This is a genomic window from Nostoc sp. PCC 7107 (genome assembly GCF_000316625.1).
Classification (GTDB): domain Bacteria; phylum Cyanobacteriota; class Cyanobacteriia; order Cyanobacteriales; family Nostocaceae; genus Nostoc_B.
In genome coordinates this window covers 4,662,332-4,678,645 of sequence record NC_019676.1, presented here as the reverse complement: position 1 = coordinate 4,678,645, position 16,314 = coordinate 4,662,332, and the positions used below count along the sequence as shown (strand labels likewise).

General features: G+C 40.0%; 13 protein-coding genes. 11 read left to right on the top strand and 2 right to left on the bottom strand.

What is annotated here, in order from left to right; genetic code table 11:
- Positions 1 to 57: 57 nt before the first annotated feature.
- From NOS7107_RS19950 to argH, 4 genes are all read left to right on the top strand, one after another.
- On the top strand, positions 58 to 1,842 hold the full coding sequence (locus NOS7107_RS19950) for an ABC transporter substrate-binding protein (RefSeq protein ID WP_015114752.1): 1,785 nt from the start codon (positions 58 to 60) through the stop codon (positions 1,840 to 1,842).
- A gap of 53 nt (positions 1,843 to 1,895) precedes the next feature.
- Entirely contained in the window at positions 1,896 to 2,672 is a 777-nt protein-coding gene (larB, locus tag NOS7107_RS19945) for a nickel pincer cofactor biosynthesis protein LarB (protein ID WP_015114751.1), read from the top strand.
- 133 nt (positions 2,673 to 2,805) lie between these two features.
- Complete coding sequence (locus NOS7107_RS19940) at positions 2,806 to 3,012, top strand: hypothetical protein (RefSeq protein WP_015114750.1); 207 nt, start codon at positions 2,806 to 2,808, stop codon at positions 3,010 to 3,012.
- A 62-nt stretch (positions 3,013 to 3,074) separates the two neighbouring features.
- Positions 3,075 to 4,466, top strand: a complete 1,392-nt coding sequence (argH, locus tag NOS7107_RS19935; RefSeq protein ID WP_015114749.1) for an argininosuccinate lyase — start codon at positions 3,075 to 3,077, stop codon at positions 4,464 to 4,466.
- A 115-nt stretch (positions 4,467 to 4,581) separates the two neighbouring features.
- Here the strand turns inward: argH and NOS7107_RS29060 are convergent, their stop codons facing one another.
- Positions 4,582 to 4,746 carry a hypothetical protein gene (locus NOS7107_RS29060; RefSeq protein WP_009457656.1) on the bottom strand — a complete coding sequence of 55 codons (165 nt, stop codon included), beginning with the start codon at positions 4,744 to 4,746 and terminating at the stop codon, positions 4,582 to 4,584.
- Positions 4,747 to 5,625: 879 nt separating this feature from the next.
- On the opposite strand from NOS7107_RS29060, the gene NOS7107_RS19930 reads away from it, so the two are divergent.
- Both NOS7107_RS19930 and NOS7107_RS19925 read left to right on the top strand, forming a co-directional pair.
- Positions 5,626 to 6,120, top strand: coding sequence for an NUDIX hydrolase (locus tag NOS7107_RS19930; RefSeq protein ID WP_044501005.1), 495 nt, complete (start codon positions 5,626 to 5,628; stop codon positions 6,118 to 6,120).
- Between the two features lie 87 nt (positions 6,121 to 6,207).
- Positions 6,208 to 7,023: an alpha/beta fold hydrolase gene (locus tag NOS7107_RS19925; RefSeq protein WP_015114747.1), complete on the top strand. Its 816-nt coding sequence runs from the start codon at positions 6,208 to 6,210 to the stop codon at positions 7,021 to 7,023.
- A gap of 26 nt (positions 7,024 to 7,049) precedes the next feature.
- Here the strand turns inward: NOS7107_RS19925 and NOS7107_RS19920 are convergent, their stop codons facing one another.
- Positions 7,050 to 7,829 (bottom strand): pantothenate kinase, encoded by a 780-nt coding sequence (locus NOS7107_RS19920; RefSeq protein WP_044500178.1) that lies wholly within the window; start codon positions 7,827 to 7,829, stop codon positions 7,050 to 7,052.
- A gap of 264 nt (positions 7,830 to 8,093) precedes the next feature.
- Between NOS7107_RS19920 and NOS7107_RS19915 the strand changes: the two genes are divergently transcribed.
- The 5 genes from NOS7107_RS19915 to NOS7107_RS19895 all read left to right on the top strand — a co-directional run bounded on the left by NOS7107_RS19915 (position 8,094) and on the right by NOS7107_RS19895 (position 16,174).
- Positions 8,094 to 9,818: a diflavin flavoprotein gene (locus tag NOS7107_RS19915; protein WP_015114745.1), complete on the top strand. Its 1,725-nt coding sequence runs from the start codon at positions 8,094 to 8,096 to the stop codon at positions 9,816 to 9,818.
- Positions 9,819 to 9,985: 167 nt separating this feature from the next.
- Positions 9,986 to 10,441 carry a DUF29 domain-containing protein gene (locus tag NOS7107_RS19910; protein WP_015114744.1) on the top strand — a complete coding sequence of 152 codons (456 nt, stop codon included), beginning with the start codon at positions 9,986 to 9,988 and terminating at the stop codon, positions 10,439 to 10,441.
- A gap of 85 nt (positions 10,442 to 10,526) precedes the next feature.
- Complete coding sequence (locus tag NOS7107_RS19905; RefSeq protein ID WP_015114743.1) at positions 10,527 to 11,336, top strand: Rpn family recombination-promoting nuclease/putative transposase; 810 nt, start codon at positions 10,527 to 10,529, stop codon at positions 11,334 to 11,336.
- 161 nt (positions 11,337 to 11,497) lie between these two features.
- The gene (locus NOS7107_RS19900) at positions 11,498 to 11,944 is read left to right on the top strand and encodes a hypothetical protein (RefSeq protein ID WP_015114742.1); all 447 of its coding nucleotides are present in this window, start codon (positions 11,498 to 11,500) and stop codon (positions 11,942 to 11,944) included.
- A 105-nt stretch (positions 11,945 to 12,049) separates the two neighbouring features.
- Positions 12,050 to 16,174, top strand: coding sequence for a HEAT repeat domain-containing protein (locus NOS7107_RS19895; protein ID WP_015114741.1), 4,125 nt, complete (start codon positions 12,050 to 12,052; stop codon positions 16,172 to 16,174).
- Positions 16,175 to 16,314 lie beyond the last annotated feature (140 nt).

Here is a 16,314-nt window from a genome sequence, read left to right as displayed (position 1 = left end):
TAGAAGTAAACCAGATATTATTCAGTGCAGCAGTAAATCTTCTCGCATTTCAAAACTATGCAAATTCTTAAATATAACTTGCCTAGAATTAAACATTCTTGGATACTCATAATTTTATTTGCATTCACAGCAATGACTCTTGCTGCTTGTAACCCTAGTAACTTTAAAACTTCGGCGGCACAAATACCTCAAATAGTAAGTAGTATTCTGAGTGATCCCAAAACATTTAACTATCCTCTTAGTCAAGAATCACCCAACATTTTTGGATTGACTTACGAAGGTTTGATTGACCAAAATCCTATTACTGGCAAAGTTGAGCCAAGATTAGCAGAGTCTTGGCAAATTTCTGAAGATAAATTGAAGTTTACTTTTACTCTGCGTCCCGATTTAAAATGGTCTGATGGTCAGCCACTCACAGCCAATGATGTTGCATTTACTTACAACGATGTTTATTTCAATGAAGCCATTCCGACAGATGTCAGAGATGCTTTTAGAATTGGTATTAGTCGAAAACTACCTACTATCCGCAAAATAGATGAACGACGAGTAGAATTTACTTTACCAGAACCCTTTAGACCTTTTCTGTTAAATACAGGTACTCCTATATTACCTGCACACGCTTTGCAAAAATATGTGCAGCAGAAAGACAGCGAAGGAAAGCCAATATTTTTGGCCAAGTGGGGTGTTGATAGTCCTGCTGAAGAAATTGTCGTCAATGGCCCTTACAAACTTGAGCGTTATGACACTAGTCAGCGTGTTGTGTTCCGACGTAACCCCTATTATTGGCGTAAAGATGATCAAGGAAACTCCCAGCCTTATATTGAACGTTTAGTTTGGCAAATTATCGAAAATACAGATACTTCTTTGCTGCAATTTCGTTCTGGTGGATTAGATACTGTGGGTATCTCACCTGATTACTTTTCTTTGCTAAAAGTGCAAGAAAAGCAGGGAAATTTTAAAATTTATGGTAATGAGCCTTCAACTGGTACTAGCTTTATTCTGTTTAATTTAAATAAGGGTAAAAGGAACGGCAAACCACTGGTAGACCCAATAAAATCACGTTGGTTTAATACAGTAGAATTCCGTCAGGCGGTTGCTTATGCTATTGACCGCCAAACAATGATTAATAATACTTTTCGCGGTTTAGGAAAGCCACAAAATTCACCTGTGACAGTGCAGAGTCCATATTATCTTGCGCCAGAAGAAGGACTAAAGACTTATAGTTTTGATCTAGAAAAAGCCAAGCAATTACTCATCAAAGCGGGATTTAAATATAATCAACAAGGGCAATTACTAGATGCTGAAGGTAATCGTGTACGTTTTACTTTACTGACTAATTCTGGTAACAAAATCCGGGAAGCAATGGGAGCGCAGATTAAACAAGATTTGGCTAAAATTGGGATGCAGGTTGATTTCACTCCCATTGCCTGGAGTACTTATACAGATAAACTGTCTAATACTTTAGATTGGGAAGCTTCGTTACTCGGTTTAACAGGTGGTTTAGAACCAAATGATGGAGCAAATGTTTGGTCTCCTGAAGGCGGATTACACATGTTTAATCAAAAGCCTCAACCTGGTCAAAAACCCATTGAAGGAAGGGAAGTGTCTCCTTGGGAAATAGAAATTGGGAAACTTTACATCCAAGCTACTCAAGAATTTGATGAGGCAAAAGTTAAACAAATTTATGGCAAAACTCAACAAATTACCCAAGAAAACTTGCCTTTTATTTATTTAGTGAATCCCTTAGCCATGACAGCAGTTCGCAATCGCTTTGAAGGCATTAATTACTCTGCATTGAGTGGCGCATTTTGGAATATTTACGAAATAAAAATCACAAAATAGTCAAGAGTCCATTGACAAATGACAACTGAAAAATGACCATTGACAAATAACAAATGACAAATGACAAAACTTTGCGATCGCTCCTAGAAGCTGTTGCCAATGGTAAAGTTACCCCAGATATAGCCTTAAACTCCCTGAAAAACTTAGCCTATGAACCTGTAGGTGAGTTTGCTAAAATCGATAACCATCGCGCCCTGAGAACTGGTTTCCCAGAAGTAATTTGGGGGCCAGGTAAAACTCCTGATCAAATTGTCCAGATTATTGAGGTGATGCGTCAACGCAACCCAGTAGTCATGGCAACGCGCATTGAACCATCAGTTTATGCGGTACTGCAATCAAAAGTGCGCGGTTTGCACTACTACGAGTTGGCAAGAATTTGCGCCATTACTCCCGAAACTATCGAACCACAGTTCTCTGGCGAAATTGGGATTCTTTCGGCTGGGACTGCTGACTTACCTGTAGCGGAAGAAGCAGCAATTACAGCCGAACTTTCGGGTTTTCGTGTCCAGCGACTTTGGGATGTGGGGGTGGCTGGTATTCATCGCTTGCTGAGTAATCGTCACTTGATTGAATCAGCATCGGTGTTAATTGTTGTTGCGGGGATGGAAGGTGCTTTACCCAGTGTGGTTGCAGGTTTAGCAAATTGTCCTGTAATTGCTGTACCTACTAGTATTGGCTACGGTGCAAGTTTTGGTGGTTTAGCACCTCTATTGACAATGCTTAACTCTTGTGCGGCTGGTGTTGGGGTAGTAAATATTGATAACGGTTTTGGCGCAGCCATATTGGCGGGGCAAATTTTGCGGACAGCGACGAAACTGAGAGAGGAGTAGAGACTAAAAGTATTGAGAATAGGACAAAATATCAGGTAGAGCGATCGCTTATCTCCCCCGGATCAAATTAACCAAACACTGGACATCTTCTACATATAGAGGTTATGACATAGAGGACTTACGGGGATTTAGCATGAACTACCTCAACGATGTAACTTTTCAGCTATTTTGGCATTTGCCGATGAATGCTATGGTGCTGGCACAACAAGTTAGTGATCCTAATTTGATTGGTCAGGTGCAGAAAGCTTGGAATCATTTTGTCCAAACAGGTCAAATTTGGGCGTTGCTAGTTGGTTTGGTGATTGGTTGGCTGCTTCGTAACCTTACCAGCTACGGTTGACACTGATAGGGAGTTGGTAGTAGGGATTAGAGTATTTGCCTACTTCCCATTCCCGTTTTTTTATGACACAACCACAAACTTGGAGTCAGCGATTTGAATCAGCACTACATCCGGCGATCGCTCTGTTTAATGCCAGCATTAATTTTGATATTGAATTAATTGAATACGACCTGACTGGTTCCCAAGCTCATGCCAAAATGTTGGCGCATACGGGGATAATTTCTGCTGAAGAAGGCGAACAACTCGTTTCAGGTTTAGAACAAATTCGCCAAGAATATCGCCAAGGAAAATTTCAGCCGGGAGTTGATGCTGAAGATGTACATTTTGCTGTGGAACGGCGACTAACAGAAATTGTTGGCGATGTCGGTAAAAAATTACATACGGCGCGATCGCGCAACGACCAAGTTGGTACAGATACTCGGCTTTATCTCCGCGACCAAATTCAGCAAATTCGTAATTACTTGCGGGAATTTCAACGAGTTTTGCTCGATATAGCCGAACAGAACGTGGAAACCCTGATTCCTGGTTACACCCATTTACAACGCGCCCAACCTTTGAGTTTAGCCCATCACCTTTTGGCTTACTTTGAAATGACACAGCGCGACTGGGAACGCTTAGGAGATGTTTCCCGCCGCGTGAATATTTCACCTTTGGGTTGTGGTGCTTTGGCGGGAACGACTTTCCCCATTGACCGCCACTATACAGCCCAGTTGCTAAATTTTGATAGTGTTTATGCTAACAGCTTGGATGGAGTGAGCGATCGCGATTTTGCGATTGAATTTTTGTGTGCGGCTAGCTTGATTATGGTTCACCTCAGCCGTCTTTCGGAAGAAATTATTCTCTGGGCTTCGGAAGAGTTTCGCTTTATCACCCTTAAAGATAGCTGTGCAACTGGTTCTAGCATTATGCCCCAAAAGAAAAACCCCGATGTTCCAGAATTAGTGCGCGGTAAAACTGGGCGGGTTTTTGGTCATCTTCAGGCAATGCTAGTGATTATGAAGGGTTTGCCTTTGGCATATAACAAAGATTTACAAGAAGACAAAGAAGGTTTATTTGATAGCGTTAACACAGTCAAAGCTTGTTTAGAAGCAATGACAATTTTGCTGCGGGAAGGTTTAGAATTTCGCACTCAGCGTTTAGGTGAAGCAGTTGCAGAAGATTTTTCTAATGCTACCGATGTAGCAGATTATCTAGCTGCTAGGGGTGTTCCCTTCCGCGAAGCTTATAATTTGGTGGGTAAAGTCGTCAAAAGTAGTATTGCTGCGGGCAAACTTCTAAAAGACTTAACATTAGACGAATGGCAACAAATACATCCTACATTTGCCGCAGATATTTATGAAGCGATCGCACCGCGTACAGTCGTCTCTGCGCGTAATAGTTATGGTGGTACAGGTTTTGCCCAAGTTCACAAGGCATTAGTTACTGCACGCAATCAAATAAAGTCTGAAGTGTGAAGTCTGAAAATGTTTTCAATCTGTAAGTTCTAATACGGCAAAAAAATTAAGGGCGTACAAATATACGCCCTCAAAATTAGAATCATTTTAAAGAATCAGAAATTAACTAGGCAGCTTATTCAGCATCAATTGCTGCTGCGCCCTCATCTTCCTCACTCTTCGGTGGTCTTTGCTGGAACCTTCTTTGCATTCTTCCCGTTGTAGTCCGTTTACGAAACTTTCTGGCGTATGCCTGGTTCCGTAGCGCCTTTTCTTTTTTCGGGTTACGGCGCTTTGCCATGTTCACCTCATTAAATAAACAACAAAAAAAGATAAACTAGGCATCTCTTAGGCATGACTCAGCTACTAACGCTGATGCTATTGATATGATTTTCCCCTAGTTTAACAGTATAACTACTTTATTTGAACAACGTACAATTGTATCGTATTAATTGAAATCATGTCAATATAGATTTTTGAGGATTTCTTTAACGGGATCAACTGAAAAGACGAAAATCATTGGCAGGAGGAAAAATATTCGGAAATCTAACTATACATATCATCAGGATAAATGATAGAAATTTTAGTGTGAGATTCAAAGAATAACTTTCTGTAAAAGTAGCTGGCGATCGCTCACCAAAAATTAGTCAGATTATTTAGGGATTTTGGTGATATTTTTTAACAGAGCAATCAATTATTTTCTATGATTTAAATCTATATTCAGGACAGTTTTCATATATTACTATTTATCCATTTACTTAAAGAAAGAATGTATATAGAAATACAAATATTTTCCCTTAACCAAATGCTAAAATTAAGCTATCATACAAAAACTCTTAGATGATATTTGAAAACTATCAAGTATTTTGCTTGATTTTCTGATTATACCTCGGCTATAAGTCAATAGTTATCAGTTACCCAAGCCTTGAGGCTATTCCTTTGGGGAAAAACCTAGCTGAATGGCTGGAGATTTAAATGCTTAATCATTAGTTGTAGGAAAGTTAGTCTAGATTTAGACGTATATTCAATTACTAAGTAAATCAGCTAATACTTTTCAAATATCCTCTGAGAATAAAATCCCCAAGCACAAGCATCTTTGTGTGAAACAAATCTCAATAATTAGCTAGTTGAGTAAATGCGAGTGCAGGAAATAACAAAACATAACACTAAGATTTTCAGCTTGAACGTTCTGGCTTTTTTTGCAGCAGCTGTCGAGTCTACACGTGGTTTATGGCGCTATGGACAAACAGTATTAGGTATCATCTTTCGTCATCCTATTACTGGTACAAGTATTATTCCCATATTACCTGACGGTCGAATTGTCTTAATTCGGCGGCGAGATAATGGTCTTTGGTCATTACCAGGCGGGATGGTAGATTGGGGAGAAGATATTCCCACAACAGTCCGCCGAGAATTGATGGAGGAAACTGGACTAGAGTTAGTAGAGATTAAACGTTTAGTCGGTGTTTATTCTGCACCAGACCGTGATCCTCGAATTCATTCGATTTGTGTGGTGGTTGAAGCAGAAGTACAAGGGACAATGGAAATTCAAGATGCTTTAGAAGTCATGGAAATCCAAGCTTTTTCACCGACTGCTTTACCGAGTGGGCCAATGTCCCATGACCATTCCCGACAGATACAAGACTACTTAAATGGCTTGACAACACTGGCGTAACAATACTTTAGATTTTCGCTGGGAGTTTTAATTACAAAATCCAATATAAAAACTACAATCTACTATGATGTAATTTTTATATATAAGATGGATACACTATTACGTAACTCCCGCAGAAAGCTCTCCCAAGGATTGTTATTTTGGAGTGAAGCTGGTCAAGGTATTCCGGTAGTTTTGTTACATGGCGCTTGGAACGATAGTAGCCAGTGGTCATCGGTAATGGAAAAACTGGCGAAAAATTTCCATTGTTTTGCACCAGACTTGTTAGGCTTTGGTGAGTCTGACAAACCAGATATTCATCACTCGATAGATTTACAAGTAGAATCTATAGCTGAACTTCTGCAAGCTTTGAGACTAGAAAGAGTATATTTAGTTGGCCATTCTCTGGGAGGTTGGATTGCAGCTAGTTATGCTTTGAAATATCCAGAACAAGTTGAAGGTTTAGTTCTCTTAGCACCAGAAGGTGTAGAAGTAGAGAAACAAGAAAAGCGTTGGCAACAAAGACGAAAATTATTAGAATTTTCTCCTTTATTTGTTAAATTTTTAAAATTTATCAGACCAATCACTAAAATATTGGGTTGGCATGAAAAAATAGAGCAAGACTTACAACAACGTCAACATTTGCTGCAATATCCCGCAGCCTGTCAGCTATTATTTCAAAGGCAGACACCAGAAATTAAAGCAGAGTTATTGCAAGATAAATTGCATTTAGTTGAAGTTCCCGTGTTAATTTTGCAAGGTGGACAAGATTCTTCTGATGCGGTATTTCAAAGCCAAACTTATAAACAATTAATTCCCCAAGTCGATTTTAAATTAGTGGCTCATGCTGGCAATGATTTACCAGAAACCTGTGCAGGAATTGTGGCTGAAGAAATTGATGATTTTATTCAGGGTAAGAGATAATAGAAATTTATTACTATTATTTTATATTATTCATTGATATTAAATGTTGATTGAATTCCCCAAAAAATTAAATTGGGTTCAACAATCAAACGGGAGGCAATTTCTGGATATAAGGTTTGCAGATATTTGATTACTAAAATGAGATCGCCTCCTTTAATTGCCACTTTACTCTCAGGAAATAAATCCCACCAAGCCGTAATAAAATCTTTGATTCCGGCTAACAAAGTGTAGATAACACCACTTTGAATTGCTGCTGGTGTATTCAAAGCAAAACGCGGGGGTAATGAGGTGAAGTTTTGCGTTTCTAAATGTGGTAGTTGACTTGTTCTTTGCCCTAAAGTCGCAAACTGCAAACCCAACCCTGGCAAAATTGCACCACCTACTAAATTCTGTTGATGATCTGCGCCTGTAAAAGTGAGTGCGGTTCCTGCATCAATTACTAATATGGGAAATCCCAACTTTATCCCCGCACCCCACAAAGCTAAAGCACGGTCAATTCCTAATGTGGGATAGGTATTATTTAAAGGTACATCCTCTAACGTAATGACTCTGACATTCGGATAAGTTTGCCAAAGTTCTGTTTGGCTAGGAACGACGGAAGCCACAGCCAACAGTAAGGGGGAGGGTAGGGTAAAAATATTGGCTGGGAAATCATCTAAAGTTTGACCGTTACCCAACTGCTGTATAACTGAATCAGGTAGATAGTCTGTATTCCATATACAGTCAAGGGTTTCGCCAATGAATAACCCCCAATGTAGTCGGGAATTGCCTATCTCTAAAGCTAACCAAGGTTTTTGTTTACTCATCCCACCCGAACGATTAAAATCGCGGCTATACAAACAAAGTCCGCCTGCGCGGACTAGAGTAGAGTCTAGTTTTTCACAGTCTGGGTTGGCAGGCTTTATTCTGGTCGCTGCGATTCTAATGGTTAGCGCCAGATTTCAATATACACGGTTTCACACTTTTAACTTTTTTAAGTTATCTATAGGTTTTTTCATAAAAATTTACATTTAAACCGTGCCAAAATAGATCAAGAGGAAGAAATACTCATTGTGTTAAGGAGGGGAGTTATGGTATTACTCACCGAAAAAACTGAAAAACGCCTGACTATACAGACTGGGGAAATTGCACCAGAGACAACAGCAATTCGCTCTCTAGATTGGGATCGCGATCGCTTTGATATTGAGTTTGGTTTACAAAATGGTACTACCTACAACTCATTTTTGATTCGCGGTGAGCAGATTGCCTTAGTTGATACCTCCCATGAGAAATTCCGCCAGCTGTATTTTGATACTCTGACAGGGTTGATTAATCCTCAAGATATTAATTATTTGATTGTCAGCCACACTGAGCCTGACCATAGCGGCTTAGTAAAAGATTTGTTACAAATGGCTCCAGAAATTACCGTTGTGGCTTCCAAAGTCGCAATTCAATTTTTGGAAGACTTAGTGCATCAGCCATTTAAACGGCAAATTGTCAAAAATGGCGATCGCATAGATTTAGGTAACGGTCACGAGATAGAATTTGTGATTGCACCTAACCTGCATTGGCCGGATACAATCTTCAGCTTCGACCACAAAGACCAAATTCTCTTTACTTGCGACGCTTTCGGAATGCACTACTGCTCCGATGCCACATTTGACGAAGACTTAAAAACTATAGAAGCTGATTTTAAATATTACTACGAATGTCTGATGGGGCCAAATTCGCGCTCGGTATTGTCTGCAATGAAGCGCATGGGTGAATTGCCTGCGATTAAAATGATTGCTACAGGTCACGGGCCGTTACTCTATCACAACGTTGAGGAATTAACCAAACGTTACCGTAACTGGAGCCAGACCCAAGCTAAACCAGAAACCAGCATTGGTTTATTTTACGTTTCGGAATACGGTTATAGCGATCGCCTAGCGCAAGCAGTAATTAACGGTATTAACAAAACTGGCGTAGCTGTAGAAATAGTAGATTTAGGTTCAGCAACAGATTTACAAGAATTACGCGAACTCGTTGGGCGCTGTTCGGGAATAGTAATTGGTGTGCCTCCATCGGCTGGTGATAACATTGCTCAAGCTGCACTCAGCACAGTCTTAGGCTCAGTCAAAGATAAACAAGCCATCGGTATATTTGAGACTGGCGGTGGTAATGATGAACCAACTTATCCCCTGTTGAACAAATTCCGGGCGTTAGGACTGCACGTAGCATTCCCCGTCATTCAAATTAGTGAATCCCCCAGCGAAATTACTTACAAGCAGTGTGAAGAAGCAGGCACAGACTTAGGGCAATGGGTCACACGCGATCGCAGTATCAAAGCGATGAAATCCCTGAGTGCAGACTTAGATAAAGCCCTTGGTAGACTCAGTGGCGGACTATATATTATTACCGCCAAAAAAGGCGACGTATCCAGCGCGATGTTAGCTTCTTGGGTAGCGCAAGCCAGCTTCAAACCCTTGGGATTCTCCATTGCAGTCGCCAAAGACCGGGCGATTGAATCATTAATGCAAGTAGGCGATCGCTTCGTGTTAAATATCTTAGAAGAAGGCAATTATCAAACACTTATGCGCCACTTCCTCAAACGATTTGCCCCCGGTGCAGACCGCTTTGCAGGTGTGCGAACCCAACCCGCCGAAGATGGTACACCCATCCTCGCCGACGCTTTAGCATATATGGAATGCGAAGTCGTCAGCCGGATGGACTGCGGCGACCACTGGGCGGTATACAGCACCGTCAACGGTGGACGAGTTTCTAAACCTGAAGCACTGACAGCTGTGCATCATCGCAAAGTAGGAAATCACTACTAAAACTTTTTGATACTCATCAGAGGACTTGTAAAAAATGAATAGCGATCGCACTTTTGAGAATTAGGGGAAGTGCGATCGCTATCATGCTTTAGGGCATACCATAAAATAGCTAATATTTATTCACTATATAATGTAATCAATATTCTGTTGAGTCAGGAGAAATTTTTATGTTGACCTCTGAGACTAACAAAACATTATATGAACAAGATTTTTACTTATGGATACAAACTACAGTTAAACTTTTGCAGGAAGGTAAACTGGAACAATTAGATATTGCGAATTTAATTGAAGAAATTGATAGTATGGGGCGAAGTGAAAAGAAAGAACTTAAAAATCGTCTAATAATCTTAATTGAACATTTATTAAAACTGCAATTCTGGATAGAAGAAAAAGATGACAATGCCAGAGGGTGGCGTAATACTATTGTTGAGCAAAGACGACAAATAATTTATCTTCTAGAAGATAGTCCCAGTTTAAAATCTGTTTTAGAGGATGTATTTCTAGACTGTTATACAGATGCTAGAAATGATACCATCAGAAAATATCGACTTCCATCAGAACTATTCCCACAAGAATCACCTTTTTCTGTAGCTCAGATTCTTGACGCAGATTTTATACCTTAATTATAGAGTGAGCGCTTTGTTGTTAGATATGCAGATAAAGACTGATAAAATTAATCCTGAATAATCAAAATATTTTGATATTTTTGTGAAACGTGACTCCATTTATTACCAAATTTTCAAGCGATTTCCAGCCTTAATCTTTGAACTCGTTGATAATCGTCCTCCACAGGCGCAAAACTATCGATTTGAGTCAGTGGAGGTGAAAGAAACCGCTTTTCGGATTGATGGTGTTTTCCTACCACCAGAAGACGCAACATCTAGAGTTATCTTTTTTGCCGAAGTGCAATTTCAGAAAGATGAAGGTCTTTATCATCGGTTTTTTACTGAATCATTGATGTATTTGAACCGCAATCAATCTCAATACGATGATTGGTACTGTGTGGTAATATTTCCATCACGCTCTTTAGAGCCAAACGATAAAAGAACTCATCGCATATTTTTAAACAGCGACCAAGTGCAGCGCATTTATTTGGATGAGTTAGGTACTTCTGATACGCTGCCAATAGGCATCAACTTAATGCAGTTGACAACCGCATCCTCGGAAACAATGGCAGAGCAAGCCAAGCAACTAATTCAACGAGTAAAATTAGAAGAAACAGGTATATTGCCAAAAACCGAAATCATCGAAATTATCACGACAATTGCTGTTTACAAGTTTTCGTCTTTGAGTCGAGAGGAAGTAGAAGCTATGCTAGGACTGACTATAGAGCAAACAAGAGTATATCAAGAAGCCAAAGCTGAAGGTCTAGAACAAGGTCTAGAACAAGGTCTAGAACAAGGTCGCTCTGAAATTTTGAAAGTTGCTGTCCCACTGTTACTAAAAACTGGGATGAGTGTAGAACAGATTGCTCAACAATTTAATGTTGCTGTGGAATCTGTGGAGAAATATAGGTAAGATTATCGTTTATGAGTCGTGCCGATCGCACTTCATCTTACCCAATAACTGACTAAACAGCCGCCAAGAGCGATCGCCTCCAGGTTTAGCGCATCAGTAATTTTACCAGTAGAATAGACACATAAAATCCTGCCGCTATTTGGCTTATTGATAGTGGATTTATGATAACTGTGAGCTTGACTGCTGTAGCTACTGCGATCTCTGCTGTTATTACCACACTTTTGACCAAGGCTGTGGAGAAAACAGGCGAAAATCTTGGTGATGTTTTATGGACTGCTCCTGGTAAGTTGATAGAATTACTGCGCCAAAAGAATAAAGCACCATCTCTTACCAGTAATGAACCGCAGCTATTAGATTACGGTCAAGCAGTGCTGGAACTTACACAAGCCGCACAAGACCCCGAAATTGCTCAAGCTGTTGTGGATGTGGAAGCAGCAGTTAACAGCAGTCAGTCTGAGGCTGCTAGGAAAATTAAAAATAATGCAGCCGAAATCCAGTCTCATCCGTCAGTTGTAAATAACTTTGCGAAGTTAGCAGACAATCTCACGGTAGAGAAAGGTGGAATAGCTGGTCAATCAATCACTATTGGGACAATAAATAACAACTGACTACAGTCGTCTCTAGGGGAGGAGGGGACAAAGTTAACTCCCGATGACTGGCGTGAAATCTGTCGTGAAATAATTGCAGAACGGCGAAAGCTGACAACAAATCCTTTGACATTAACTGAAGGCGTTGCACTGCAAGTTGATGATGTTTATGTACCACTGGGATTAGTTGAGCGTAAAAAACCACCCAAGCGTAAGGATAAGGATGATATATCTCCAGAACAGGGTTCAGAACTGTACAAGGAGACAGAAGTCACCAAAACATTTGAGCATGATGCTTTTTTAGAAGAAGTTCTCAAACAAAAGAACACGCCGAAAAGCAAGGGTAGGCGAATTGCAATTATTGGTGAACCAGGCGCAGGAAAAACAACACTATTACAGCAGATAGCTGATTGGGTATCTCGTGAGATTCAACAGTCAATTGTGATTTGGGTATCTTTAGCAGATTTGTATGGGCAAAAATTAGAGGAATATCTATTAAAGACTTGGCTAACTACTGCTGTGAGGAAAAAAGGTAAAGCTAAACCTACTCAGCAACAGGAAAATGATTTTATTGCTCTGTTTAATCAAAATCATGTCTGGCTAGTGCTAGATGGATTAGATGAAATGTCTGCATTTTCAGGGAATCCGCTAACAGAAATTGCCCGACAATTTCGTGAATCAGGATTAATTAGTCAAGCGCGAATTGTATTAACTTGTCGAGTTAATTTGTGGGATGGCGGTATTAATGCACTTGATGATTTTGATATTTATCGCACTTTAGATTTTTCTTATCCAGAACAAGTAGAGAAATTTATTCACAAATGGTTTGCGGCTAATCCCGAAGCTGGAAAGCAATTATGTACTGCTTTGAAAGAACCAGGTAAAGAACGGATTCAGGATTTAGTGAAAAATCCTCTGCGGTTGACGCTGCTGTGCTTGAATTGGCAATCGGTAGATGGGAAGTTACCCGATACTCAAGCTGGACTTTATCAGCGATTTGTTGATAAATTTTATGAGTGGAAACAAGACAAATTTCCTACAACATTTCACCAAGAGCAACAACTCAATCTCAAACTTGGGGAATTAGCTAAAACAGCAATAGACAAAGAAACAACCCGTTTTCGCTTGCGGCAAGATTTTGTTAATTCCGTCTTTAAGGAACAAGAAGATCAGGTGCTGCTGAAATTGGCACTAAATCGTGGCTGGTTGAACTGTATAGGAGTAGATGATAAAAAAGTTTACGCTTTTTTTCATGCCTCATTTCAAGAGTATTTTGCTGCTAAAGCGATTAATCACTGGGATTTCTTTTTCAACCATGTTCCCAAAAATCCTAGTAAGGGAACTTATCGCATCTTTGAACCACAGTGGAAGCAGACAATATTGCTGTGGTTAGGACGACCAGAAGAAAATTTAAAACAGCAAAAGCAAGAGTTTATTAATGCTTTAATTAATTTTAAAGATGGATGTGGTCAGTGGAATAGGAAAGATGTAGACAAGGGTTTTTATGAATATCGCGCCTACTTTTTAGCGGCGGTGGGAATTGCTGAATTTAAAGATTGTTCACAAGCAGATGAAATAGTAGCGCAAATTATCAAATGGGACTTTGGCTATTCATCTAAAAAACAGAATTGGGTAAAATTTCGTGATTCAATTTCAGAGGCTGCTAGATCAGTATTGCAAGAGACAGAACGCACAAAAGCAATAGCGCCTTTGGAACAAGTGCTGCAATCTAAAATTCTGGATGACAACACCCGCAGATATGTAGCAGATAGGTTAGGGGAAATCGATCCCCGCAATGAAACAATGATCGCATCCTTAGTGCAAGTGCTAAAAGCCACATCTGCGGATCACCACACTCGTTTGCAGGTGGCACAAAGTAAAACATCTGGCAGAGTATTCTTATTTTTTCCAGTAAAAAAAAGTTTAGAGAAAATTGGCAAAGACAATGAAGCGGTAATCGCAGCCTTGGCTCAATTACTGCAATGCACAACAGTGGATGAAGATACTCATTTAGAGGCAATAAAGATTTTAGGAAAAATTGGCACAGGTAATGAAACTGCGATCGCAGCCTTGTCTCAATTACTGCAATGCACAACAGTGGATGAAGATACTCATTTAGAGGCAATAAAGATATTAGGGAAAATTGGCACAGGTAATGAAACTGCGATCGCAGCTTTGGCTCAATTACTGCAATCCATTAATCTGGATAACAGAACAGGTGGAAATGTAATATATAGTTTAGAAAAAATAGGTATAGGCAATAAAAGAGCAATCGCCGCTTTAGTCCAACTTCTAAAATTACCAGATGTGAGCGACTCCACCCTTAGAAAGGTAGCAGAAAGCTTACAGAAAATCGATCCAAGCAATGAAACAGTAATTTTTGCTTTGGTGCGGGTGCTGCAATCTGCAACTGCGGATTACTACAACCGTTTAGAGGCATTTGAGAGTTTAGAGAAAATTGACCCAGGAAATGAATTTGCGATCCCAGCCTTGTTACAACTACTGCAATCCACAACTGCTGATAATGTAACCCGTTGGCGTGTAGCAGAAAGCTTAGAGAAAATCGGCAAAGGCAATGAATTTGCGATCGCTGCCTTAGTGGAAGTCCTACAATCAAGTACTTTAGATGACACAATCTGTTCGCAGGCTACAAATATCTTAGAAAAAATCGGCAAAGGCAATGAATTTGCGATCGCATCGTTAGTAGAACTACTGCAATCAAGCAATGTAGATGATAAAGTCCGTTGGAATGTAGCACAAAGCTTAGAGACAATAAACCCAGGCAATAAAACAGTAATTACCGCCTTAGAACAAGTGGTGCAATCTACAAGTTTGGATGACGACGACATCCGTTTGCAGGCAGCAACTATATTAGGAAGAACCGATTCAGGCAATCAGATTGCGATCGCCGCCTTGAAACAATTACTACAATCAAAAACTGGAGATTACAACATCCGTCGGAGGGCAGCAATTATATTAGGGAGAACCGACCCAGGTAATCAGATTGCGATCAACGCCTTGGTGAAGCTACTGCGATCAAAAACAGTCGATAACAACACCTGTCGGTCGATAGCATACTGGTTAAGGGAAATCAGTACAGACAATGAAACAGCGATCACTATCTTGGAGCAACGGTTACAATTCTCAACTCTGAATAACAAAATTCGTCGTCGGTTAGCAGAAAGCTTAGGGATAATCGATCCAGGTAATAAAATAGCGATTTCTGCCTTGGTGGATTTGCTGCAATCCACAACTGTGAATGACGGAACTCGTGAGAAGGCAGCATATAACTTAGAGGAAATCGGCACAGGTAATGAATTTATGATCGCTACCTTGGAAGCAGTGCTACAATCCTTAACTCTCAATAACAAAATTCGTTGTCGGTTAGCAGAAAATTTAGGCAAAATCGATCCAGGGAATAAAGTGGCGATTTCTGCCTTGGTAGATTTGCTGCAATCAACTACTGTGGATGACAAAACCCGTCAAGATGCAGCATATAACTTAGAGGAAATCGGTACAGGTGATGAATTTGCGATCGCTTCTTTGGTGAAAGTACTGCAATCCAAAGCTGTAGATAACAAAAACCGTAGTTATGCAGCAAGTATATTAGGAGAAGTCGACCCAGGCAATAAAATAGCGATTTCAGCCTTGGTGAAAGTGCTAGAATCCAAAACGCTGGATGACGATACCAGTGAGTATGCAACAAAAAGCTTAAAAAAAATTAGCACAGGTCATGATTTTGCGATCTCTGCCTTAGTGCAACTAATACAATCAAAAACACTGGATGAAAAAATCCGTTTTTGGGCAAAGGATAGCTTGGAGGAAATTGCTATAGGTGATGAAACAGCGATCTCTGCCTTAGAAAAAGTGCTGAAATCCATCCCTGCCAATAACTCTAGAGATAATGATCCTACCCGTTGGTTGGTAGCAGATAGCTTATGGAGAATCGACCCAGGTAATAAAGAAGCAATCTTGGCTTTGGTATATGTGCTACAAACTAGTATAAATAAGTACTCTTCTAGATGGGCAGCAGAAAGCTTAGAAGAATTTCTACAAAATAGCGAAGATCGTCTTCAAGCAGTCAAAGCTTTAAGTAATTATTGGCAACTAGATGGTGAATACTACGATTTAGCCTGGGAATGCGCCCAAAATCTGCCTTACCCTGATTTCTATCAAGCTTGGCATCAGCGTAATGTTACGACTCGCACAATACGAAGCTTAAAGCAAATCCTCTTCACCAGAATCATTTAAGCACTTTTGCAGTAGCTACGTTACTAATTAAGTTCCCGTGGTAACTACAGCTTGTCCATTTGTTACTAACCAAGAAACAGACGTTAAGAATAAAGTTGTTGTCGTTACCACAGCTTATCCGTTCGTCACAAATAAAGTTG

Coding starts and splice junctions, on each gene's coding strand:
- NOS7107_RS29060 (WP_009457656.1), bottom strand. CDS start 4,746: ATGGCAAAGCGCCGTAACCCGAAAAAAGAAAAGGCGCTACGGAACCAG.
- NOS7107_RS19940 (WP_015114750.1), top strand. CDS start 2,806: ATGAACTACCTCAACGATGTAACTTTTCAGCTATTTTGGCATTTGCCG.
- larB (WP_015114751.1), top strand. CDS start 1,896: ATGACAAATGACAAAACTTTGCGATCGCTCCTAGAAGCTGTTGCCAAT.
- NOS7107_RS19925 (WP_015114747.1), top strand. CDS start 6,208: ATGGATACACTATTACGTAACTCCCGCAGAAAGCTCTCCCAAGGATTG.
- NOS7107_RS19950 (WP_015114752.1), top strand. CDS start 58: ATGCAAATTCTTAAATATAACTTGCCTAGAATTAAACATTCTTGGATA.
- NOS7107_RS19910 (WP_015114744.1), top strand. CDS start 9,986: ATGTTGACCTCTGAGACTAACAAAACATTATATGAACAAGATTTTTAC.
- NOS7107_RS19920 (WP_044500178.1), bottom strand. CDS start 7,829: ATGAGTAAACAAAAACCTTGGTTAGCTTTAGAGATAGGCAATTCCCGA.
- NOS7107_RS19915 (WP_015114745.1), top strand. CDS start 8,094: ATGGTATTACTCACCGAAAAAACTGAAAAACGCCTGACTATACAGACT.
- argH (WP_015114749.1), top strand. CDS start 3,075: ATGACACAACCACAAACTTGGAGTCAGCGATTTGAATCAGCACTACAT.
- NOS7107_RS19900 (WP_015114742.1), top strand. CDS start 11,498: ATGATAACTGTGAGCTTGACTGCTGTAGCTACTGCGATCTCTGCTGTT.